This is a genomic window from Cellvibrio sp. PSBB006 (assembly GCF_002162135.1).
Taxonomy (GTDB): Bacteria; Pseudomonadota; Gammaproteobacteria; order Pseudomonadales; family Cellvibrionaceae; genus Cellvibrio.
On record NZ_CP021382.1, the window covers coordinates 3,097,468 to 3,122,609 of the forward strand.

The following is a 25,142-nucleotide window of genomic DNA, read 5'->3' on the forward strand; positions in this document are numbered from 1 at the left end:
TGCGCATATATACATAAATTAATCACAGCAACAGAGGTGTGACATGTCTAAATATTTTGACGTAGTTGACCGGTTTTCCATCGGTCTGGCTAAGTCAGTCATTCGGTTTCGGTTTGTCGTAATAGCCGTTACCGTAGCTGCAGCGCTGGCGATTGGAACGGGCGGAAAGTTACTCAGCTTTTCAACCGATTATCGCGTGTTCTTTTCAGGCGATAACCCAGAGTTAAACGCCTTCGAGAGCTTTCAGAAAACTTATGTCAAGAACGATAACTTCTTCTTCGTGTTGGAACCTAAAAATGGCAATGTGTTCACTAAAGAGACCTTAAAAGCGGTAGAGCTACTGACGGATAAAGCTTGGCTTATTCCTTTTGCCAATCGCGTAGACTCCATCAGTAACTATCAGAACTCCTACGCAGAAGGTGATGACTTGACGGTTGAAGATCTGTATAGCAATGCAGAGAACCTATCGCCAGCAGCTATAAATCTGATCAGAGATACCGCAATCAGTGAGCCACTACTGTTAGATCAATTAATCAAAGCTGACGGTTCAGCAACTGCCATCAACGTAGTGATGCAGTTTCCCGGACAAAGTCTGTATGAAGTACCAACCGCCGCTGCGAAGGCCCGTGAGTATAAAGCACTGATCGAGCAAGAATTTCCTGATATCAATGTTTCACTTACTGGCTTTTCTATGTTGAACAATGCATTTGCTGAAGCAGGTTATATGGATTCCATTCAGCTAGTGCCGCTCATGTACGGCGTTCTGGTCTTGCTAACCTTGCTTGCTTTACGATCAATTGTGGGCACACTAATGACGATCGCAGTCGTGTACCTGTCTATCGGTGTCGGTATGGGATTGGGCGGCTTCACGGGTGTATTACTCACGCCAATATCGAACTCGGCTCCCATTATTATTCTCACACTGGCTATTGCAGACTCTATTCACATTCTGTTGTCCTTCAAGAAAGCGATTCGCAAAGGTATGTCGCGTCATGACGCCGTAATCGAATCCCTCCGCGTCAACCTAATGCCCGTCACAGTAACATCCCTAACGACAATTGTTGGTTTTATGGCTTTGAATTTCTCGGATGCGCCCCCCTATTGGCATCTGGGCAATATGGCTTCTGCAGGAATTGCGGCCGGATGGCTGCTGTCTATCACCTTATTACCGGCATTAATGTCAATCATTCCGATGCGAATCAAGCAAAGCGGAAATGATACCCTCGGCGAAAAATCGATGGACAAGCTGGCCGGTTTCGTGAATGCCAATGCCAAGATGCTAGCCACATTATGCATTATCCTGAGTCTCGGCTTGGTGGCATTTGTACCCAGTATTGAATTCGATGATCAATGGAGCGATTACTTTTCCCAAAAAATAGAATTCAGAAATGATACGGACCAAGCCACAGAGAAATTTGGGATGTATCCTGTCGAATACTCTGTTCCTGCCGCGGGTCCCGGCGGCATCAGCGACAACGAATACCTGACAAAACTCGAACAGTTTACAAATTTTCTGCGCCAGCAGCCGAATGTTGTTCATGTATTTTCCATTACCGATATTGTGAAACGCTTAAACAAAAACGTGCATGGTGACGATCAGTCGTTTTACACAATACCTGATGACGATTCCGAAGCTGCGCAGTACCTTTTGCTGTACGAACTGTCTTTGCCTTATGGACTGGATCTGAACGATCGCATCAACATCGACAAGTCCGCCACGCGCATCACAGTTACGCTAGGTAAAACATCTACTACACAAACCAAGGCCTTCCTTGATAACACCCAAGCGTGGATCGAAAAAAATTTCCCGACATATATGCAGCAAACCAGGCCGACCAGCGCCCAGGTCATGTTCACTTATATAGCGGATCGTAATGTGCAGAGTATGATTTCAGGAACCATTATCGCGATTCTCGCTATTGCGTTTATCCTCATCATCACCCTACGTAGCTTTAAGCTAGGGTTATTGAGCCTGATTCCCAATGGCTTACCGATCCTTGCAGCATTTGGTATTTGGGCTTTACTGGTCGGCACCGTTGGCTTCTCCGTTGCTGCGGTCGCCGCCATCTCGCTAGGTATCGTGGTCGATGATACCGTTCATTTCCTCGCAAAATATGATCTTGCTCGCCGCGAAAAAATGCTAGATGCGCGAGCGGCGGTGGCATACGCATTTCACAATGTTGGTCCCGCTATCGTTATTAACACACTAATTCTAGTGATCGGTTTTATCGTTATGGCCGGGTCCACCTTCAAAATCAATTCCGATCTTGGATTACTTACCATGATAACTATTCTGCTGGCACTATTACTCGATTTGTTGCTATTGCCAGCTTTACTTGTCCTGCTAGATGGAAGGAAAAATGTGAAAACATCAGAGGTTAATATGATAAAAAATCGTAGTATGGCAGCAGAAAGTACACTAGGCATATTGGTAATAGCAGTTAGCGCGCTATTTATAGCGACCTCGAATAATGCAAACGCTAAAACGAGTGAGAACGAAACCAAGGGCTATGAAATTTCGGCTCGCTCTGATCGGACGGATCGCGGCTTTACCAGCAGCGAAGTTCAATTAAAGATGGTATTAACAAATGCATCAGGAGATGAAGCATCACGAAACTTACACATAAAAACGCTAGAGGTTGCCAATGAAAATCTTGGAGATAAGAGTATCGTAGTATTCAATGAACCTAATGACATATCCGGTACTGCACTGTTATCCCATGCAAAAATTTTGGATGCGGACGATCAATGGCTTTATTTGCCATCACTCAAACGTATTAAGCGCATTTCATCCAAAAACAAATCCGGACCCTTTGTAGGCTCAGAATTCGCTTTTGAGGACTTCACATCGCTCGAATTAAATAAGTATTCTCATGAGTGGGTGCGCGAAGAAGCCTGCGAAGATATGACTTGCGATGTTGTAAAACGATTACCGCAGTATGAGTTCTCCGGCTACTCCCATTTAATGGTATGGATTGATCAAAAAGATTACCAAGTACGCAAGGTTGAGTTTTATGACCGAAAAGGCGACTTACTTAAAACACTTACACTCAATGATTACGCAAATTCCAATGGCTACTGGAGAGCTCATACACTGGAAATGGTTAATCACCAGACCAACAAAAGCACAACGCTTTTGTACGGTGATTATGTATTCAAGACCGGCCTGACAGAGCAGGACTTTGATAAAAGTCGTTTGAAACGAATTCAATAGTAAAACCATTTCCTATGAATAAAATTACTCTGACCAGTGCACTATTGCTGTGGTCAACGCAGGGGCTAGCCGATATGCAACTCTCGGGAAGTCTTGGTTTACAACAAAATTATTTCTGGGATGAGCCGAAGTTCGTCGACCAGAAAAGCAATAACTCACCGGAGATGATAGTTGAGCCAGAAATAAGATGGCGGGGAGGTGATCACGCTTTTTCTTTTAAAGCTTTTGGCCGGGCGGGGAGCGATGATGAAGAGCGAAATCATGCTGATATCCGTGAACTCCATTGGTCATACGACAATGATTTCGCGGACATCAATGCCGGAATCAATATCGTCTACTGGGGAGTAACCGAGTCGTGGCATTTGGTTAATGTAATAAACCAGGTGGATTTGGTAGAAAACATCTACCAAGACGAAAAACTCGGACAGCCGATGATCAATGCCTCGATTATTCGCGACTGGGGTAATGTTTCTCTTTATTGGCTCCCTCTATTTCGCGAGCGAGTTTATCCGGCAGCCGAGGGTAGAAATAGAACTTCGCCGCCGGTAGATAACGGTAGCGCCCGTTATCTACATACGGATAAAAATGGCAACCGGGACTATGCCATTAGATACAGCCATTATATCGGCGACGTCGATATTGGCCTCCACTGGTTTGATGGAATTGGTAGAGAGCCCTTTTTACAGATCAGTGATGACAGTAGCTCTTTAATTCCGGTTTACTCTGAAATTCGTCAAGCTGGCCTTGACGTGCAGCTAACCACAGATGCCTGGCTATGGAAGCTCGAAGCCATTTCAAATAAAAATATTTATAACAACTACGTTGCGTCGGTAGGGGGATTTGAATACACCTTTTTTCAATCTTTCGATTCGAATGCAGATGTCGGAATTTTGATTGAATACATCTATGACGATCGCGGCGAAACAAGCAGTGTGTTTAGTCGCGATATTTTTTTGGGTACACGTGTAGCTTTTAATGACCAACAAGACACCGCAATTTTACTGGGTGCAATTGTCGATAAGGAAACGCGAGAAACCGTGGTCAAGCTGGAAGCTTCTCGACGATTAGGGAGGCAATTTACCTTGGAACTGGAAGGATCTTTATTTAGTAGAGCCAACCATTCTTTTTTGTCTTATGAAAAAGACAGTATGGTCAGCCTAAGATTAGATTGGCATCTCTAAATAACCGAAACACATAGCATACTCACTAAAAGAAGCAACTGAAATCGTTACGCAAGTCGGAATTAATGTCTGGATTCTAATCCAGTAAATTTTCATACATGGAGCGACTCTATGGACAAGACAAATAATATTGGTCTCGATAAGACACTTAAAGGTATTACTGATTATCTGAAAGCAAGTATTCAAAAATTTAGCGGAAATCCGATAAAACGTTCAGACGAAACACGTAATATTATGGATTTAGGTGTAGATTCAATTAGCTTGGTATCAATTGCCGATAACATTAAGCAAGACTTTGGCATCGATCTACCTCCGACTGTTTTCTTTGAGTACCAGAGCATTGCTGATCTATCTCGCTATCTGGAAGATTGCCATAGCGATGCCATCAAACTATCAGATGAACTGCTCACAACTGGACTTAACCAGCATAGCGTGTCGATGCGGAGCCCATCTGAGGAGCACAACAAACCCTGTGCTGACTTTACCGTAGATCAAATATTTAACCGGTTTTCGGACAAGCCGTCCGCTCATACCCAGCCGATCCATCACAATACATCACAAGAAGATATAGCCGTCATCGGCATGGCTGGAAAATTCCCTGGATCAAAAAATCTGGACGAGTTCTGGAAGAACCTCGTTGAGCAGCAGGATTTGTTCAGTGATATACCCGAAGATCACTTCGAATATAAGCGTTGGCGTGAAGAAAATCCCGACGCGCCGGATGCTATGTATTGTACGCGAGGCAGTTTTATTAAGGACGTAGATAAGTTTGATGCAGCTTTTTTTAATATTCCGCCCAAGGAAGCCGCCATCCTGGATCCCCAACTACGCCATCTTCTCGAAGTCATTTATCACACCCTCGAAGATGCCGGATATGCCAATAAAATTCGCGGAACCAATACCGGCATGTATGTCGGTGCCTGTTTTCACGATTATGAGTTGGAACTGGTACGTCATCTGGGTGAGATGAGCCCGTATTTCGGCATTGGCAATGCGTTGACCATGCTTGCAAACCGACCTTCATTTTACCTGAACCTGAAAGGCCCAAGCTTACCCTTGGACACTGCGTGCTCAGCATCGTTAGTTGCTATTAACACGGCACTAGGTGCGCTGCGTAGCGGTGAGTGCGACATGGCTTTTGTTGCTGGAACCAATCTGGTGTTAAGCCCTTTACATTTTCGTTATTTTTGTGCGATCGGTGCGCTATCGAAATCGGGTGGCAGTTATCCATTCGACAGCCGCGCCGATGGCTACCTTCCCGGTGAAGCCATAGGCGCGGTGTTATTGAAGCCGTTGTCCAAAGCAGAACGTGACGGCGACCGAATTCATGCAGTCATCAAAAGTGCGGCGGTCAATCATGGAGGATACAGCGCTTCCTTTACAGCACCCAATGTAACCCAGGAAGCTGCTGTTATCGAGAAAGCACTCAAAGCTGGCAATATTCCCGCAGAAAGTATTTCCTACATTGAAGCTCATGGCACGGGTACGTCTTTAGGCGACCCCATTGAGGTCAACGGTTTAAAGCTTGCATTCAAAAACGTAGACCATCATAAAAATACCTGTGCACTCACTACCGCTAAAGCTCATATTGGGCATGCGGAAGGTGCAGCTGGAATTGTCGGTTTGTTAAAAGTGATTCTTTCCATGAAGCACAAAACCATTCCTGCTATGCCTCATCTACGCGACCTGAATCCCTACGTCAGTTTGGAAGATACACCCTTTGTAATTCACCGATCCAATCAACATTGGCAACCTAACCCTGAATTTCCACGTCGGGCAGGTATCAGTTCTTTTGGTATTGGCGGTGCTTACGCCCACGTGATCGTAGAAGAATACACCTCGCAAGAAGCAGAGACCATGTCTGAAGACAGTCCCTCTGTATTTGTTGTATCCGCACGCACCAAGGAGCGACTAATGACTTATGCGGGCGATCTGGCGCTAAGTATAGAGGCACAAAACTCCTTGCCGAATAACGAAATTTCATTGCCAACACTGGCAACGCTGGTTGCTAACGCTACAACCGGCAAGATTCAAATCCACAACCAAAATATGCTCATAGCCGAACTCGGATTTAACCTGGCCGATTACATCGCGGTCAGTGAGTCTATTGTTAGTACCTGGCAAATACCCGTAACGCCTCACCTGATCGCATTGCACCACTCTGTCAATGACTGGCTAGAGACATTGAAAGGCTTGCATACCAGCGTCAACAATAGTCAACGTGCTAAATTCAGTTTGCAAGATCTGGCCTATACCATGCAAACAGGTAGAGAGTCGATGGCTTACCGATTTGCCATGGTGGTGAATAACAAGCTGGAACTCATTGAAGGGCTTAAAAGCTTCTCCCAAACCGGCGAAACCAGCGAGCCTGGATATTTCAATGCTGTCGCAGAAGATCAGGACATTGAAGATTTTCTTGACTGTCCGGAAGGTGAAAGTTTTATTCAGGCACTTGCTCAAGGAGGTCGCTTAACTCAAATAGCTAAACTCTGGGTGAAAGGTGCCAATATTCCGTGGCAACATTTGCCCGCCAACAGATATTCGAAATTAGCAAACCTCCCGCACTATCCTTTTGCACAGCAACGTTATTGGTATACGGACGATATGGACAAATTAATCGCACCGCCGTTAACAGCACCCACAGCAAAAGCTGAGCCAGTTAACCCGCCGTCGAACATTCGTTCATTGCTTACAAATATTTGGTTGAAGTATCTGAGCGTAGAAGGGATAAACAATGAAGACAATTTTATCGCCTTAGGTGGAACCTCCATCACCACCACTCAAGTAGTTACTGAAATTAACCGAAAACTTTCGCTCGACCTGACTATTGGTACCTTCAGTCGGTGTAATAATTTTGGCGATCTTTGCGCCTTGGTTGAACAGGAAACGGGGACGAAGGTTACAGCAGGCGCAACTGAATTTGTCATTCCCGAATCGAAACGTCACGATGACATTCCGTTGAGTTCTGACCAGCTGCGCCTATGGGTTCTCTCCCAAATGTATCCGAACAACACACGCCATAACATCTCAGCGGCTTACCACCTGAAGGGCAGTCTGGACCTACCACTGTTACAGAATGCGCTCGATTTACTTATTGAACGTCATGCATCCCTGAGAACTGTTTTTGATCTCAACCGGGGAGAACCCGCGCAGAAGGTCATTGATCACCAGCATGTCACGCTGGAGCTTCACCAACTTGGCCAAGACGAATCCACACACTCCGTTATTAATTTTGCTGCCGGAACAATATTTGATCTTGCCAAAGGGCCCTTGTTTAAAGTCACACTGATTGAAACCAACACCCGCGAGTACGTGCTGTCGATTGTAGTACACCATATTATTGCCGATATCAGTTCATGCGACATTATCGCCAGGGAGCTATTGCAGATTTACAACTTGCTTGCGGAAGGAAACGAACCTGATGTCCGCTTATCATCGAGTGGTCAGTTTAATGATTATCTGGTCTGGTTAAACAGCCAGGATGAAAACATCAAGAAAAACGATATCCACTTTTGGCAGGGTTTCTTAAAGGATGCTCCCACCAGTCTGAATCTTCCTTTTGATTTTCCTCGACAGGCACAGCAAACCTTTCGGGCGGAGCAGGTATCTTTCGAGCTGGACAGTGACGTCTTCACTCAATTGGATGCTGTCGCGAAGCAGTTCAAGGCAACCCGTTTTACCTTGCTATTTGCGATCTTTAATTTACTGATGTCTCGTATTTGTCGGCAAGAGGATATTCTTATCGGCGTGCCCAATGGGAATCGAAACTTACCTGACACACACAATATGATCGGTTTTCTTTCCAATACATTGGTATTGCGTAGCAAAGTCGATCTTCAAAACACGCTGGATTCGTTAATTGAAGATACCAAATCCAGCATCTTTCAAGCGTTTGATCATCAAAGTGTAGGCTACGGTGACGTGGTAAGTAGCCTGAATATCCCATCACCCAAAAATCACAATCCGTTGTTCCAAATTCTTTTCAACATGATTGAGCGTGACGAGGTGATATTTTCGCAGAATGACCTTTCTCTAACGCCAATGGACCTTCCGCTAATTACTCTGGATTTCGACATTCTGTTTACCATTGATGTGAGAGGTCATAGCCTGCGCGCCTTCATGGACTTCAATCCCGATCTCTTTACCAGTCAAACTGCCAGAAATATCCTTGAATCATTTCATCTTATTTTGCGTGACATATGCAGCGCACAAACAAGTGGTAAAACCTATGATCTGACATCGACTTCGCTATTGCTCAATGCGCCAGCTGTTAGCACGGCGGAGAAGCCCAGATTAATCGTGGCATCCACTTTTACCGCCGAGCCACTCACGGAGTCCATTCAGTTCTGGCTCGAAAAAACGCAATTGAATTTTACATTGGAGTTTGCTCCCTACAATCAAGTATTTCAGGAGCTACTCGACCCTGGCTCTCAGTTAAACCAGAATCATCAAGGTATCAATCTGGTATTAGTCCGTTATGATGATTGGCTACGTTTTGATAAAGACGCGCAACCATCAGCGGAAATACGAAAACGCCGTATTTTTGTTGAATTTTTAGATGCCTTGCGTTTCAGTGCCAGCATACAGAGCAGCCCGTTAGTCCTCTCTGTGTTACCCGCGTCAGGTGAGAATTTTGCACTCCATCAGGAATTCGACAGAGAGCTCGCTAATGTGGTTAACACATTAAACAATGTACATATACTGCCCTCAGATTCCGTTACACGGTCTTATCCGACCACACATATTTTTGATGAAGTAGCAGATAGCGCCGGACATGTCCCCTATAAGCCCCATTACTTTACCGCGCTGGGCACATCGCTAATACGCAAAGTCAGAGCGACCGCAACCCTGCCCTATAAAGTCATTGCGCTCGATTGTGATAACACCCTATGGCAGGGTGTGGTAGGTGAAGTCGGAGCGCATGGCGTCATGGTCGATGAAGCCCGACGCAAGTTCCATCACTTCCTGCTTGAACAGTCAAAACGTGGCGTTCTGTTATGTCTGGCCAGCAAGAACGTTGAAGAAGATGTACTCGCGGTATTCAACAGTCGCTCCGATATCCCCTTGAGCCTGAAAGACATTCTTAGCTGGAAGATTAACTGGGAGCCAAAATCCCGAAATCTGCAACAACTCAGCGATGAACTGAAGCTGGGTCTGGACAGTTTTATCTTTATTGATGACAACCCGATTGAATGCGCGGAAGTTGAAGCCGCATTACCGCAAGTACTCACAATCCAATTTCCACAATCTGCAGAAGATATTGAGCACCTTTGCAATAGTATCTGGGATCTCGATACCAATACGGTTACTGCTGAAGATAAAAATCGCGTGGCTATGTACCGCCAGAATATTGAACGGAATCGTGCGGAGTCAGAATCCACATCGTTTGATGATTTCCTGGCCAAACTTGATTTGCAGATAGATATTGCCGATATGGATGCAAGCTCGCTTGAGCGGGTTGAGCAGTTGATGCAACGTACCAATCAGTTTAATGCCACTACCCGGCGATATAGTGCAAGCGATATCAGTAACAACATCAAGCATAATAATTACGAATGCAAGACCGTGCATGTTCGTGACAGGTTTGGCGACTATGGTTTGGTAGGTGTGCTCTTCTACCAGATTAATTCCGACCATATTCGCCTGGACAGTTTCTTGCTCAGCTGTCGGGTTCTAGGTAAGGGGGTGGAGCATCATATGCTGAGCGAGCTGGCTCGACGCGCAAAAGCAGCTGGTATTCCGACCTTGCATTTGGAATACCTGCCCAGTGAAAAGAATGTGCCTATCCACGGCTTCTACCGATCAATTGAAGCGGCTATCTGGCAAGAAGAAAATAATTATTTCTCGCTGAGTAGCACGCAGGGGGCTGTTTTACGCTTTACACCGGCTCCCACTGAAAGGCGATCACAAGAAACTACCGAGCGTGCCCATCAAAGCACCAAATCACCGCGAGCTATGGCCTTTATTGCCAGAGAGCTCAACACTCTGGAAAAAATTTCAGAGGCCGTGCGTGTTTGGCACAGCAAGGACATTGCGGTATCAAGCACGCGAGCCCCAACAACACCTGCCAACGAGCTAGAGGCAATACTAGCAGCCATTTATGCCGAGGTATTACGCACAGGCCAGGTGGATACTGAAACCTCCTTCTTTGATCTTGGCGGCACATCGCTGCAGCTCGTTGAACTGGCAAGTCGCGTGAGTGAGAAACTGGAGAAGAACATTCCCATTACAGCGTTGTTTCAATTTCCATCTATTGCAGCTTTGGCCAGACACTTATCTGGCTCAGGCGATAAGAAAGGAAAAATGAGTAAAGCCAGAGAGAGAGCTCAACGTCAACGACAAATGATCCGACGACTTCAAGTCGCATAATCAGAATCATCCACGGTAATTAAACCCTCAGACCCAACATGAAACATAGGGATAAGTCATGAAACATGAATCAAATCCAGTCTCCGACTCTACAGCTATCGCTGTCATTGGTATGTCCTGTCGCTTTCCCGGTGCCGATAACATCGACCAATTCTGGAACAACCTCAAAAATGGTGTGGAAAGCGTTGAGATTTTGAATGAGCAGGACTTAAGGGAAAGTGGTATCACAGCAGACATATACGGCCATCCAAATTATGTCCGATCTGCTCCGATATTAAACAATGTCGAGATGTTTGACGCTGGATTTTTTGGCTTCAGTCCGGGAGAGGCAAAAATTCTTGACCCACAACGTCGTTTATTTCTGATGTGCGGTTGGGAGGTATTTGAAGATGCGGGTTACAACCCTTATTCGCTGGATATTCCCGTCGCAGTCTACGGCTCTGCAGGAGTGACCCAATATTACAATGCAAAGCTATGCGGTAATGACGAAATCTACAAAACAGCTGGCGAGCAGCAGATTCTTATTAGCAATGACAAAGATCATCTTCCGACTCATCTCTCTTATAAATTGAATTTAAAAGGGCCGAGTATCAACGTCAACACAGCATGTTCATCATCCCTGGTCGCAGTGCATCTGGCTCGCATGAGTTTGTTACTGGGAGAATGCGACATGGCCATCGCTGGTGGCGCGTCAGTGATGGTTCCCCACAAAGCGGGATATATGTATGTGGAAGACAGTATCCTATCACGGGATGGACATTGCCGCGCATTCGATGAGGACGGCTCCGGTACTTTATGGGGAAGTGGCTGTGGCGTGGTGTTGTTAAAACGTCTTGAAGATGCTCTGCGTGACAATGACAATATTCGCGCGATTATTCGCGGTTCGGCTATCAATAACGATGGCAATGAGAAAGTCGGTTACACCGCTCCAAGTGTTGAAGGACAGTCGGAGGTCGTCATACAGGCATTGGCTTCGGCAGATCTGGAGCCGCGCGATATTTCTTATATTGAAGCTCATGGAACTGGCACTAAACTGGGCGACCCGATCGAAGTGGCAGCACTGGTTAATGTTTTTGAGGAATTCGAACAATCTGATAGTTCATGCTTGATAGGCTCTGTAAAACCAAACATTGGCCATCTTGGTGCTGCTGCTGGAATTGCTTCTTTTATCAAAGGTGTGCTCGCGCTTGAGAATAAGCAAATTCCACCTAGCATCAATTTTTCAAGGCCCAACACTAAAATTGATTTCGCTAACTCTCCCTTCAAGGTTAACAATGCCTTAACCGAGTGGACTCAGGACATAAGGCGTCTTGGTGTGAGTTCTCTTGCCGTTGGCGGCACCAATTGCCATATCGTCATGGAAGAAGCGCCACTGCGAGTTCAACCCCCGTCAACAGTTAATGGCCACATCGCCTTACTCCTAAGTGCTCGAACTAATACGGCTCTCGCGCAGCAAGCATCAAATCTCGCCAACTATTGTTTGAATACGGATGATGCAGCTTTGGAGGATATCGCCTATACGCTTCAGTTTGGCCGGAACAGTTTTGAAAAGCGGGCCGTTATATTTGTCGAAAATATCGGTGATGCTATCGTCAAGCTGGATAAGCTCTCTGCCGGCGAGGGTGATGCCTATTGCCATGCAGATAACCATGCCAGCTTTTTGTATCCATCCCAGATCGCAAATGCCAGACTCGACTCGATAAAAAGATGGTTAAATCAGGAAACGATCAACTGGATGGAGGATGGCATCGCTATTGGCAATCGTATCCCTTTGCCAACCTATCCGTTTGAAATGCAGAGATATTGGATCGATTTTGATCGTAAACAAACAGACCTCTCCCGGGAGTTCAAGCTGAATAACAAGACCGGAGCACCCGGCGAGTGGTTTTATGAACAATCCTGGCAACGTAAAACGCTACGCCCGCTTTTACCGGAAGAATTGATAACCGGTGCTCAATGGCTGGTGTTTTCCAATAACAACAATTTTTGTAATAAGTTGATTCAATCCCTGATCGATATTGGTGAGTCGGTCGTTGTTGTCACCCAAGGTGATAGTTTTGAAAAAATTGGCGAGGGGCGTTATAAGCTGAATCCATCCCGCTTCACGGAATACGACTTACTGGTGCAAAACCTGCAGGATTCCTTTGAGCTACCCAGTCGGGTATTGCACTTATGGGCTGTGGAGAGCCGTAACCGTGAACCCTCATCGGCAAATATGGAGACATTCCGTAGTACGCAGTTTAAGTGCTATTACAGCGTGCTAAATTTAGTGCAGTCCCTAAATCGCCACAAGTTCAATAGCAATCTTTCCATTAAGGTTCTGACCAGTGACATGCACGACATCACTGGCGGCGAAAAAATTCGCCCGGAAAAGGCCTCCATTATCGGCCTGGTAAAGGTTCTGCAGCAGGAATTTCAGAATATCTCTTGCCAAACGATCGACCTGTATCTACCAACCAAAAATTCCGAAGAGGAAAACGAGCTTCTGCAACAGATTGGCAAAGAAATCCGTAATGACAACGCAGAGATTATTTGTGCTTTCCGCAACAGCCGTCGCTGGGTCCAAAGTTATGAGCGCATTGAGATCAATGCAGAGATCAGCAAAAATAGTCCCCTCAAAAAGGGGGCATTTATCTGGTGTATGACGGTTTGGTTGGTATCGGCTTGGAAATATCCAAGACGTTACTGAGTGATTACCAAGCTACTGTACTGGTTCTGGGTGATGTATCTATGCCACCACAGCAAGATTGGGATACTTGGGTGGCTACCCACGATCCCAAAGAAGATATTTCCGTGAAGATCGACGGCTTTAAGGAATTGGCCGAACTCGGCGGTATTTTCCTCGCACCGATGCCGCACGACAATGATGTCACCCAACTATCAGAAATTGTCGCAAAAGCGGAAAAACAATACGGTAGATTCAACGGTGTGATCCATTGTTCCGGTGGTTCCGCAAATGGCCATGTACGTGCAGTTAATAAAGCTTCTCATGAGCTCACTGAGCGTGACTTTATCACCGTACCCTACGCATTGATGGCTCTGGATAGCGTATTTGAAAAACGAGACCTGGATTTCCGCTTAGTGATGAGTTCCCTCGGTTCGATCCTGGGTGGAATTCTATTTGTCTCCTATGGTTCATCCAATTGTCTGGCTGCTTCATTTGCTGAGTACAGCAACGCATTTAAACCGTATCGCTGGAACGTGCAATGCTGGGACTCGTGGGACATTGAATGGAAGATTGTGGATTATAAAAACACCACACTTCACGATAACATTACGGATCGCTTACGGGCCATCGCATTGACAGTTGACGAAGGGTTGGATTGTTTCCATCGCAGCCTGGCTTACAACTCTCGCTATCACATAACAATTTCCTCCACAGACTTACAAGCACGTATCGACAAGTGGGTGAACAAACAAACCATGGAAGGTTTCAAAGCCGATACATCCAAAACGCAAAAACGACACCCACGTCCGGCCATCAGTACCGATTTTTCAGAACCAATCAATGCATTAGAAAAAACCCTGGCCTCTGCATTCGAGAAGTTACTGGATATTGATGCCGTAGGGCGTCATGACAACTTCTTTGAACTGGGCGGACATTCACTGCTGGCGACCCAGCTGATTACCGAACTGCGCAGCACGTTGAATGCTGATATGGCTATCTCAGATGTGCTGGAGAGTCCTACTGTGGAAAAGCTCGGGATGATCTTGCAAGCTGAGAATAATGTCGCGGCTGAGATTGAACCGGTTTAATCCGGTTCTGCGAATAGGGAGACAGCCAATGTCAATACAGCGCAATCACTCGGCGATTACCAAACCTGTTGTGTTTATGTTGCCGGGCCAGGGAAGCCAGTATTATCAGATGGGAAGAGATCTTTATGAACATCTGCCTCGGTTTCGGTACTGGATGGAGACACTCGATAAAAAAGTTCAGGAACGCGTTGGGTTTTCCGTCATTGAAGATTTATTCCACACAAGCCACGGAAAAAGCAAACCTTTTATAGATCTGGCCAGGTCCCACCCGGCAATCGTGCTCGTGGAATACTCTCTAGCAAAAACGATCATGGAAACAGGAATTACACCAGACTATTTTGTCGGAGCCAGTCTTGGTGAGTTTTCTGCAGCCGCACTTGGCGAAGCAATATCTCTGGATACATTGTTCGATCTGGTACTACACCAAGGCGAGCAGTTGGGTACAGAAAAGAGCAATCTGGGCATGACATCTGTATTAATAGAGGCACATCGGCTACTGCCCATCATAGAAAAATACGGATGCGAAGTTGCAGGCGAGCACAGTGCATCACACTTTGTTATCGCCGGCTATAAAGCTGCTTTGGATATGTGTCACGCAGTATTTAAGTCCGAAGACATTCCCTTTCAACCACTTACGGTAAACCAGGCATTTCATTGCAGCCTTCTGGACACAGAGAAGAACAAGCTGTTGCCATTTATCCTGGCGCATCATTATGCAGGCTTAAACAAACCTCTGTTTTCGTGCGCCACAAAAGAAAAAATGCTTTCTATTCCCCAGGATCACTTCTGGAGAGTTATCCGCGAGCCTATTTACTTTCGCTCGACAATTCAACTTATTGAAAGGGAAGGTCCCTGTATTTATCTGGATCTTGGCCCATCCTCCACATTGACCAATTTCGCCAAAATGAATATCGGCAATGATTCACAATCCAAATTTTTTTCCGTCATGGACCCCTTTGGCAGCGACCTTAACCGCCTTGAAAAACTACTTGGCTATTTCGGGAAAGAGTTAGCTGCCCTGAATCACAACACACAACAAGGTAGTGGCCCTATGAACGCTTATGTTTTCCCTGGTCAAGGCTCTCAGTTTATTAGTATGGGAAAAGATCTATTTCGTGAATTCCCCGATATCGTTGCCACGGCAGACCAGATCCTTGGCTACTCCATAGAAAATTTGTGCACCCAAGATCAGGAAAAAAAGCTGAACCTGACCCAGTATACTCAGCCAGCACTGTATGTAGTTGAAGCCATGTCTTACCTGAAGGCGGCACGCGAACACGGTGAGCCGCATGTCGTTGCCGGGCACAGTCTGGGGGAATACTCTGCGCTCTTTGCCGCTGGTGTATTTGATTTTGCTACCGGTCTTAAGCTGGTTAAACGCCGTGGGGAATTAATGAGTACGGCAAAGGTTGATGGCGGCATGGCGGCAGTCCTTAACATTGATAGCGAACGAATTACCGGCATCCTCCGCAAAGGAAACCTTAGCGGAATCGACGTAGCCAATTTCAATAAACCAACCCAAACAGTGATTGCCGGACCCAAAGATCAGTTGGCCACCGCCGCTCGTTTGTTTGAGCGAGCGGGCGCCAATTTTATTCCCTTGAATGTCAGTGCACCATTCCATTCTCGCTATATGAAATCTATAGAAGTCGAGTTTTCCGACTATTTACAACAATTTTCATTTAAACCACCGCGTGTACCCGTTATATCAAACGTGACAGCACGTCCACATGACCCTTCTACAATCAAAAACTTGCTTGCACAGCAAATAAGTCACCCTGTTCGTTGGACGGAAACTATTTGCTACCTGATGGGCCAGGGCGACTTCAATTATCTGGAGCTGGGCCCTGGTGATGTATTAACAAAATTGATCACCAGTATCGTGCAGCACTGCGAACCGATTCAGAGTGATGAGCCCCTGCACAAATATCCTCCGATGCACGCATCAGCGCACGGTCTATCGTCATCCTCACGAAATAACGATACCAGCGAAATCAGTCCGACAGCTGATGAAAAGAAGGTCATTGGGGATGATCAGGGTTTGTCTGATTTCTTCAACGTTCGGTCCAATTATGTAATCAGACCCTTGGACTGTCAGCAGCATGAGTTAATCAGCGAGTTAAGTAAGTCAGGATCACTGACGTTCGCAGCAATAACGCACGACGCTATTGTGAACGACGCAGATGCTTTAAATAAAATTTTATCACTCAATAAGATATACCCCAATCTGGGTGTCGGTATCACAGCGGACATTATTTATCCCGAGCGTGAAACTTCACTGATAAATAGCCTATTGCGTTCCACCGTCCGACATTTTTATGCGAAACATTACTATCGCGTTTCCGCCGCCTTAACCAAACTGCGTGTTAAGACAGCGCTACGCGACAAAGATCGTGGAACACTGATGGTTGAAGTTGGTAGTCTGGAAGAAGCCAGAAATTTTCTACGCCCACCAGAAAGAAAGATTGTAGAAAACTTATTGTCTTCCGGCGAAATCACACCTCAGGAAGCCGCTCAAGCATTGGATATCAACCTTGCTGACGCCATTGTTTACAACGGTGACTGGCGAGAGCTTCAATCGCTTGTTCAAATGCGTGACGATCTATTCAAGCCTGATAGTCCCTCCAGCCAAAGGAAGCCTTACATTGGTAGTACGGGCTCCATTGGATCCCCTATATCTATTGCTCGCGCTATGAATTGCGGAGCGGATTTTGTTTGCGCTGGTGATATTTTTCTTTGTACGCAAGAGTCCGGCCTGGATACCACGGCCAAAAATTTACTGCAAAGTGCTGATAATTCAAATTTTATACAGATTCCTGATGCGGACCTTTTCGAGTTCGGTAGGAAATTGTCGGTCATAAATAGCCAATCCGATTATATCCATGCCGCCACCAGCTTATATTCGTTATGGAAAAAGGAGCCTTCGCTTGATGCCATGAGTGACGCTGGAAAAGTTTATCTGGAAACTCACTTTTTTCATGAAGGTTTAGCGATTGCCTGGAACAATCTGGTATCAGAAAATATTTACTTCAGTAATGAGGAGATCGCCGCGGCAAATACCAATTCGCGCATTAAGATGACGTTGTTATTCAAGCATTACTTAAAAAAATTACGGAACAGGTCACCTTTACATGTGAACGAGCTGGATCGCGAAATTGCTGACTTAAATCAGTGGTTAAACAAAAATGGAGAATCGCCATGGAATAACCGAGGCGCTTACAGTGCGGTCAATAACCTAATTGATGCGGCGGTCGTTGTAACTAACCAGAATATGAAACTGGTTTCTTCACAGGCTTTCGGATAATACCCCATGCGGGTCGATAACCTTAATACAGTGAATGTGTATTGGTGTCGCGTATCAAGCGGCAGGTCAATTAACTATTCCTGGATTGTTGCCGACAAACTAACGCGCCAGGCAGTGATTATTGATCCTGCCTGGGAGCTAACCACGATAACGAAAATTATTCATAAGTATTCGCTGCAATTAAAAGCTGTTTTGGTCACACACCATCATCATGATCATATTAATTTGGCAGATTCTGTTTCAGCTTTATATAGAATCCCCGCCTTTATATCAAAAAGTGAAATGGATTTTTATGCGCTGCCAAAAGAGGGGTTCATAACGTTTACAGATGGTCAGATTTTATCAATCGCAGGGATGGAGATAAGAGCGATCCTGACTCCCGGCCACACCGCAGGAAGTACATGTTTTCTGATTGACGATGCGCTATTTACCGGCGATACGGTTTTTAATGAAGGCTGCGGAATGTGTGTCGGGCGCGGAGCTGACGCTGCACAATTGTTTATCAGTTTGCGTCGACTTAAAAGAGAGATTCGTGATCCCGTCAAAGTCTATCCCGGACATCGCTATTTAACTGAGCTGGGAGCTCAATGGGACACACTGAAGAAAATGAATATTTACCTCAACATCAAAGACGAAGAAACATTCATAAACTTTCGAATGAGGGCGGAAAGTATAAAAAATGCCTTTGTTTTTATTTAATAGTTATTACATCAATTAAGGAGATAATTATGAGAATCTTTGCAGTTAACGGTAGCCCAAATCGTGATGGTAATTCTGCCACTTTGACACGCATTCTTCTTGATGCGGCCAAAGCTAAAGGGGCACAAATAGATTATGTCAATATCTATGACTATAAAGTCACCGATGTATGGGAGAACTACTTTGGTGATGCCTTATATAAGAAATTCGAAAAAGCAGAAGATGATGATATGCCACTACTTAAGGATAAGATGGCTTCCGCTGATATCATCCTCCTTGCGTCGCCTATATATTGGTATCAATTATCTGGAAAATTAAAAACCTTTGTTGATCGTTGGACCGACACAATAAATCCGGATTTTTCTTCTGATTTACGCGGCAAGGGCTTGGCTTTGGTTTCTACCCATACCGGTGTTAATGCAATTAACGCTTCTAATATCCTACAGCTGGCGATGGACAGCACAGCAGAATTCCTGGGTATGCAATGGCTGGGCGGCATCGAATGTTCTTCTAAAATGCCTTTTACTACTGGCCGCAATGCAGGACACGAAATTATCGCGGCTGATTTCGGTGAGAAGCTCGCTCAAGGCCAAAACCTGCTGGGCGCCCCGGTTTTTGGTTAATAGCATCTCTCAATTACTAACTGGATAGGACCAATGTGCGTGCGGGTAATATCACTCGCCGCCCATTTTTCTCGCGGATAACTCATTATGAATACGACACATCAAACACCCCACGAGACCGCAGATCTCATTTATCGCAATGCAACTATTTATACCGTGAATACCGAATCTCCCTGGGCGGAAGCTATTGCAATCAGAGGCAATAAAATCCTGGCTGTTGGGGATGGGGAAAGCATCCTGGCGTATCAAGGTGAGACAACAAAAGTTATTAATCTCAATGGCGCGTTCGTAATGCCGGGCATCCATGATATGCATTGCCATCCTGATTGGGCATTGGCTGGTGAATTCAGTTATTACCAACACTGGCCTCAGTTTCCCCAGTCCGTAAAGGAAATGGAAGATAAGTTACTGGCATTGGACAAGGAGCTACCTGAAGATGATTGGATCTACGCTGGCCCCATAAATCCTTTTGCCTTCCAGCAGGAAGGACTTGGCATGGATTGCCATTGGCTCGACAAGTTATTGCCTCACCGTAAAATTGCGTTAATTGATGGCGGTCATCACACCTTGCTTACCAACTCCACAACGTTAACGCTGGCGGGAATAACTGAGGATTCCCTGGACCCGTCCAATGGTTGCATTATCCGCTTTGAGGACGGCAAACCCAACGGACTGTTTCAGGAAGGCGCACAAACATTAATTAAAGCTGTGATGCCCGAAATTCCGGTAAAAGATTTTATGGGAATGTTTGCCAAGGGTGCAAAATTATTACATGCGCAAGGTATTACATCCGCCAAGTTCCTTCATCTAAACACGCCGCGACTCACTGCCCTGCGTGAGCTGGACCGACAACAACGTTTAAATTTGAAGATTGAAGCCAGTATTAGCTGGAAGGACGACGTGGTCTGTGTTCCAGACAGATGGGAACTTATGGCCGGAAAACGCTTTGAATTTATGAGCGATCACATTAACGCAAATAGCGTGAAATTTTATCTTGATGGTATTCCTCCAAATCGTACTACATTTGAAAAATCCCAGTTCAATCTTGGTGGAACTCTTCCGAGGATTAAAGGCAACAAATTTGAAGTTCATGACCATCGTGATCATGATCATGCAGCCATGAGTGAACACAGCTCATGCTGTTTAAGCGGTGGCTTCGGTGTGGTGAATTTCACCTTTGCAGAACTGTGTGTCATGGTGGAAGATATGGACCGTCGCGGCATCCGTGTCGTTGCTCATGCCATCGGTGATCAGGCAGCCCACTGGTACGTGAGCGCCGTTGAACGCGCTCGAAAAATTAATGGAAATCAAGGACCTCGACATCAGATCGCTCACAGTAACAGTATTCTCAACAAAGACATCAAACGTGCACGCGATGCAAATATGATTATCGAGTTTTCACCGCAGATGTGGTGGCCCAGCCAGATTACCGCTGCGTTATGGCGCCTCTATGATAAGGAAAAAGCGGATCGTTACTGGCCGTTCCGCGAAGCAGAAGACGAGAACGCATTTTATTGTTTCGGTAGCGATTGGCCGGTACACGGGCTGCAATGGTGGAATGCTATTGAGGCCATGGTGACCCGTCGAAATCCAAATAAAGATCCCGAATTTGATTACTCGATGGGCGAGAATATGGGTCTATCCATAGAGGAGGCCATTCGAGCACTCACCATACGCGGCGCTTACGCAATGAACAATGAGGACAGAACCGGATCATTGGAAGCGGGGAAGGATGCCGATTTTATTGTGCTGAATCACAACCTGCTTGAAATCGCCCAGGATGAAATTCACTCCACGCAAGTGCTACGCACTATCTTTGAGGGTGCGGAGGTTTATAACCAAAAGGACCATCAATAAAGCGCAGCACTGGACCGCAAAACTGGCAAGCTGTTGGGAAACAGCCTGCTAGTTCGGCGCAAGATTATCACGCAACGTCGTAAATATATCGTCCAATCGTTGCGGCTCGGCAAAGTAGTTCCCCTGCATATGGTCACAGCCACTCTGTACCAGCCACTCCTTTTGTTCGGTGTTTTCGACACCGTCAGCGATCACAATCTTGCCGAGATTCCGTGCCAGGGTAATCATCGCGGTTACCAACCGGCGGTCGTTGCGGCTGCGTTGCAGTTCCGCCATAAAACGCGAATCGATCTTCACGGCCGTTATTGGTAAGCGTTGCAAATGCAAAAACGATGAGCTGCCCGTACCGAAATTACCCAGTGAAAAATTAATACCGAAGAACGACAGTGGCCGCATGCATAAACTGACCAAATCAATATTTTCCATAAATGAGGTCTCGGTCAATTCCAACTCAATGTCGCCAGCCTGGATACCAGTGTCGGAAAAGATCGTGGCGATCTCCTGCACCAGCCGGTCATCCTTGAACTGACGCACCGACAGGCTGATGGACATCACCAATTCTTCACCGAAAACGGCATGCAGTTTTTTCAGATCAGAACATGCCTGACGAATGGCCCAATAGCCGATGGCAGTTATCAAACCGGTGTCTTCGGCGATGGCGACGAACTCGTTCGCGCTGAGTACGCCGCGCTCTGGATGATCCCAACGCAGCATGGATTCCAACGCAATGATGCGCCCCGTGTTCACGTCGATACGCGGCTGATATTCAAGAAAGAATTGCTCTTTCTTGAGTGCTTTGCGCAAATCGGATTCAAGGCGCAACTGGCGCCGCACATCCTGGTTCATCGCATCGGTGAAGAAACAGTAGCTGCTGCCATCTTCCTGTTTGGCCTTGTACATGGCGAGGTCGGCATTTTTAAGTAAGGTATCCGCATCGCGACCTGCCTGGGGGTACATGGCGATGCCGATGCTGCACCCCACCACGACTTCATAACCGCCGATTTGGGACGGTATGGAGATGGAATCGATAACCTTTTGCGCGATGTGCGCCACGTCGGTGTTGTTTTCGATATTTTGCAACAGCAAGGTAAATTCATCGCCGCCCATACGCGCCACCGAATCGCTGCGCCGCATGCAATTACTCAGGCGCTCGGCACAGATTCGGATAACGGCATCACCGGCATCATGGCCGAAATTATCATTAACCTGCTTGAAGCCGTTGAGGTCGATGAACATCAAGGTAAAAAATGTGTTGTCACGCTCCGCCAGGCGAATCGCATGTTCAAGGCGGTCGCGAAATAAAATACGGTTGGGAATATCCGTTAATGGATCATAGTGGGCCAGCCGCGCGAGGTGTTGCTCTGTCAGTTTGCGTTCGATGGCATAGCGCAAGGTGCGCTCAAGGAGTTCACAATCGATCTGGCCCTTGATCAAATAGTCAGATGCACCGGCACGGATAGCTTCGCGATCCACTTCGGTTTCCATCTCGTCGGTCATCACCACGATGGGGGTTTGGCAGGCTTGCACCCGCGCCGCATTGAGCAGGTCACGGGCACTGCTACCGCCCCAATAGTAATCGAGCAGTACGACATCGTAATCCTGGGAGAGAATTTTGGGTAAAGCGGCTTCCAGTTGATTGCACCAGGTCAACTGATATTCGACATGACGAACTTGCGAGAGAATATCTGCGATAAGCAAATACTCGCCATGCTCGCGATCAATAAACAAGATCTTTATTTTTTTATCCATACCACCGGACTCCCTGGATGCGAGGAGTGTGACCACTTTTGAAGAACCCCTTCACATTAGGGCGAAGACTCTACACCAGCCGCACAGCGGAATAAATAACTATCGTTGGTTTATAACCAAGTCAAAAGTCAGGCGCGTTATTCATCGCTATTAGTTACTGGAACAGTTATAGCTCAGTGAAAAAACACCTTTGCACATTGCAAGGCAATTATCCCTTGTTACAATGCACACCCTTTTCCCGTAACCTGCTTTTTACGCAATTGTTTCCTGTTCGGATCTGACGAACATCGAGGTTCTGTGACGCAACTCAATGCCCGCCAACGCGAAGCCGTGCTTTACATCGACGGTCCCTGTCTGGTGCTGGCCGGCGCAGGGAGCGGCAAGACCAGCGTCATCACACGCAAGATTGCCTATCTGATCCAACAGTGCGACCTGCCAGCGCGCCACATCGCTGCGTTAACCTTTACCAACAAAGCCGCACGCGAAATGAAAGAGCGGGTCACCGGCCTGGTTAAGGGTGCCGCCGCCAAGGGTTTAACCGTCTCTACCTTTCACAACCTCGGGCTCAATATCATTCGCCGCGAGTACAAGACCCTGGGTTTCAAACCGGGTTTCTCCATCTTCGATGCTGAAGATGCACGTTCCCTGCTGAAAGAGTTGATGCTGCGCGACGGCGACCTGGACAGCGATCACCTCGACCTGGCCCAGCATCAGATCTCCAACTGGAAGAATGATCTCACCTCACCCGAACATGCCCTGAGCCATGCCCAAAGTCCGGGCGAACAAGCCATCGCGTTGATCTACCAGCGTTACAATCAAGCGCTGCGCGCGTACAACGCGGTGGATTTCGATGATTTGATTTTGATCCCGGTTCACCTGTTCCAGCAACATGCAGACGTGCTGGCGCGCTGGCAACGCAAGATCCGCTACCTGTTGGTCGACGAATACCAGGACACCAACTCCAGCCAATACCTGCTGGTAAAGTTGCTGGTCGGCGACCGCTGCGCGCTGACCGTGGTGGGTGATGATGACCAGTCCATCTACGCCTGGCGCGGGGCTCGCCCGGAAAACATGTCGCTGCTCAAGCAAGACTTTCCATCACTTAAAGTCATTAAACTCGAACAGAATTATCGCTCAACCAGCCGTATTCTACGCGTGGCCAACCATCTCATTGCCAACAACCCGCACGAATTCGACAAGGCGCTCTGGAGCGAAATGGGTCTGGGCGATCCCATTCGCGTGGTGCGCTGTCCTAATGAAGATGGCGAGGCCGAACGCATTGCCACTGAAATTCTCACGCAACGTTTGCGCCAACAGAATAAATTTCGCGATTACGCCATTCTGTATCGGGGCAATCACCAGGCCCGACTGCTGGAGCTCAAGCTGCAGCATCATCAGATTCCATACAAGATCAGCGGTGGCTCTTCCTTTTTCGCCAAGACAGAAATCAAAGATGTCATGGCCTACCTGCGCCTGATTATCAACCCGGATGACGACAACGCCTTCTTGCGCATTATCAACACACCCCGCCGCCAGATCGGCACCAATACCCTCGAAGCGCTCGGTCACTATGCAGGCGAGCGCCACATCAGTCTGTTCGCTGCCGCTCAGGAAATGGGCATTCAAAGTCACATTCCCGAGAAAAATCTCGAGCGTCTGCAACGCTTTACGCACTGGCTGAATCAGGTGGCAAACAACTGCCGCACCGCTGACCCTGTGTCGGCGATTCGCGAGATGCTCAACGATATCGATTACGAAGGTTGGCTGCATCAAAATGCATCCAGCAGCAAAGCGGCCGAGAAGCGCCTGGAGAACGTGTTTTACCTGGTGGAATCCTTACAGAAAACCCTGGATAAAAGCGCGAACGATGACGAAGAGGAAGAAGCGCGCATAGAAGATGCCATCGCCAAGCTGGTATTGCGCGACCTGCTGGAACGGCAGGAAGAGGAAGACCTGAGCGATCAGGTGCAGTTGATGACACTGCACGCGTCCAAAGGACTGGAGTTCCCTCACGTGTTTATGGTCGGCATGGAAGAAGACCTGTTACCCCACCGCAACAGCATTGAAGACAACAACATCGAAGAAGAGCGGCGGCTCACCTACGTGGGGATTACCCGCGCGCAAAAAACACTGACCATGACCCTCGCGGGCAAGCGCAAACAATTCGGCGATATCAGCGAAACCACCCCAGCCGCTTTCTGGATGAACTGCCGGCCGAAGATGTCGAGCGAGAAGGCTTTGGCGAACTCAGTCCGGAAAAGAATTTTGCCAAAGGTGAAGAGACGCTGGCTTCTTTGATGAACCTGTTCGACTAGATGCCGTCTCAAAAATCACCTGGCTGCCTTATACTGCGTTGAAAAAGTTTGGGGATGACGTCGTACTATTCCTCG

Annotated in this window: 10 protein-coding genes and 1 pseudogene; 10 read left to right on the plus strand and 1 reads right to left on the minus strand. The window is 46.9% G+C overall.

Features of this window, described 5'->3' with window-relative positions; translation table 11 throughout:
- The first annotated feature begins 43 nt into the window (after positions 1-43).
- The 9 genes from CBR65_RS12850 (at position 44) to CBR65_RS12890 (ending at position 21,003) form a co-directional block, all read left to right on the plus strand.
- A complete protein-coding gene (locus tag CBR65_RS12850) occupies positions 44-3,214 on the plus strand; it encodes an outer membrane lipoprotein-sorting protein (protein ID WP_157672063.1) in 3,171 nt (1,056 codons plus the stop codon).
- Positions 3,215-3,228: 14 nt separating this feature from the next.
- A complete protein-coding gene (locus tag CBR65_RS12855; RefSeq protein WP_157672064.1) occupies positions 3,229-4,395 on the plus strand; it encodes a hypothetical protein in 1,167 nt (388 codons plus the stop codon).
- Positions 4,396-4,506: 111 nt separating this feature from the next.
- Positions 4,507-10,764, plus strand: coding sequence for an HAD-IIIC family phosphatase (locus CBR65_RS12860; RefSeq protein WP_087467219.1), 6,258 nt, complete (start codon positions 4,507-4,509; stop codon positions 10,762-10,764).
- A gap of 58 nt (positions 10,765-10,822) precedes the next feature.
- The gene (locus CBR65_RS12865; RefSeq protein WP_087467220.1) at positions 10,823-13,453 is read left to right on the plus strand and encodes a type I polyketide synthase; all 2,631 of its coding nucleotides are present in this window, start codon (positions 10,823-10,825) and stop codon (positions 13,451-13,453) included.
- On the plus strand, positions 13,402-14,520 hold the full coding sequence (locus tag CBR65_RS22115) for a phosphopantetheine-binding protein (protein ID WP_157672065.1): 1,119 nt from the start codon (positions 13,402-13,404) through the stop codon (positions 14,518-14,520). Before CBR65_RS12865 ends, CBR65_RS22115 begins: the two co-directional genes overlap by 52 nt.
- A gap of 28 nt (positions 14,521-14,548) precedes the next feature.
- Positions 14,549-17,824 carry an ACP S-malonyltransferase gene (fabD, locus tag CBR65_RS12875; protein ID WP_198300736.1) on the plus strand — a complete coding sequence of 1,092 codons (3,276 nt, stop codon included), beginning with the start codon at positions 14,549-14,551 and terminating at the stop codon, positions 17,822-17,824.
- A 6-nt stretch (positions 17,825-17,830) separates the two neighbouring features.
- A complete protein-coding gene (locus CBR65_RS12880; RefSeq protein ID WP_087467222.1) occupies positions 17,831-18,523 on the plus strand; it encodes an MBL fold metallo-hydrolase in 693 nt (230 codons plus the stop codon).
- Between the two features lie 29 nt (positions 18,524-18,552).
- Entirely contained in the window at positions 18,553-19,146 is a 594-nt protein-coding gene (locus CBR65_RS12885) for a flavodoxin family protein (protein ID WP_157672066.1), read from the plus strand.
- A gap of 87 nt (positions 19,147-19,233) precedes the next feature.
- Positions 19,234-21,003, plus strand: a complete 1,770-nt coding sequence (locus CBR65_RS12890) for an amidohydrolase (RefSeq protein ID WP_087467224.1) — start codon at positions 19,234-19,236, stop codon at positions 21,001-21,003.
- Positions 21,004-21,051: 48 nt separating this feature from the next.
- On the opposite strand, the gene CBR65_RS12895 is transcribed toward CBR65_RS12890, so the two are convergent.
- The gene (locus CBR65_RS12895) at positions 21,052-22,752 is read right to left on the minus strand and encodes a bifunctional diguanylate cyclase/phosphodiesterase (protein WP_087467225.1); all 1,701 of its coding nucleotides are present in this window, start codon (positions 22,750-22,752) and stop codon (positions 21,052-21,054) included.
- Positions 22,753-23,049: 297 nt separating this feature from the next.
- Between CBR65_RS12895 and rep the strand changes: the two are divergent.
- Positions 23,050-25,067 (plus strand): annotated as a pseudogene (gene rep, locus CBR65_RS12900) (DNA helicase Rep).
- Positions 25,068-25,142: the final 75 nt, after the last annotated feature.

Excerpts from the sequence above, each read along its gene's own strand:
- CBR65_RS12850 (WP_157672063.1), top strand. The coding sequence starts at position 44 with ATGTCTAAATATTTTGACGTAGTTGACCGGTTTTCCATCGGTCTGGCT.
- CBR65_RS12855 (WP_157672064.1), top strand. The coding sequence starts at position 3,229 with ATGAATAAAATTACTCTGACCAGTGCACTATTGCTGTGGTCAACGCAG.
- CBR65_RS12860 (WP_087467219.1), top strand. The coding sequence starts at position 4,507 with ATGGACAAGACAAATAATATTGGTCTCGATAAGACACTTAAAGGTATT.
- CBR65_RS12865 (WP_087467220.1), top strand. The coding sequence starts at position 10,823 with ATGAAACATGAATCAAATCCAGTCTCCGACTCTACAGCTATCGCTGTC.
- fabD (WP_198300736.1), top strand. The coding sequence starts at position 14,549 with ATGTCAATACAGCGCAATCACTCGGCGATTACCAAACCTGTTGTGTTT.
- CBR65_RS12880 (WP_087467222.1), top strand. The coding sequence starts at position 17,831 with ATGCGGGTCGATAACCTTAATACAGTGAATGTGTATTGGTGTCGCGTA.
- CBR65_RS12885 (WP_157672066.1), top strand. The coding sequence starts at position 18,553 with ATGAGAATCTTTGCAGTTAACGGTAGCCCAAATCGTGATGGTAATTCT.
- CBR65_RS12890 (WP_087467224.1), top strand. The coding sequence starts at position 19,234 with ATGAATACGACACATCAAACACCCCACGAGACCGCAGATCTCATTTAT.
- CBR65_RS12895 (WP_087467225.1), bottom strand. The coding sequence starts at position 22,752 with ATGGATAAAAAAATAAAGATCTTGTTTATTGATCGCGAGCATGGCGAG.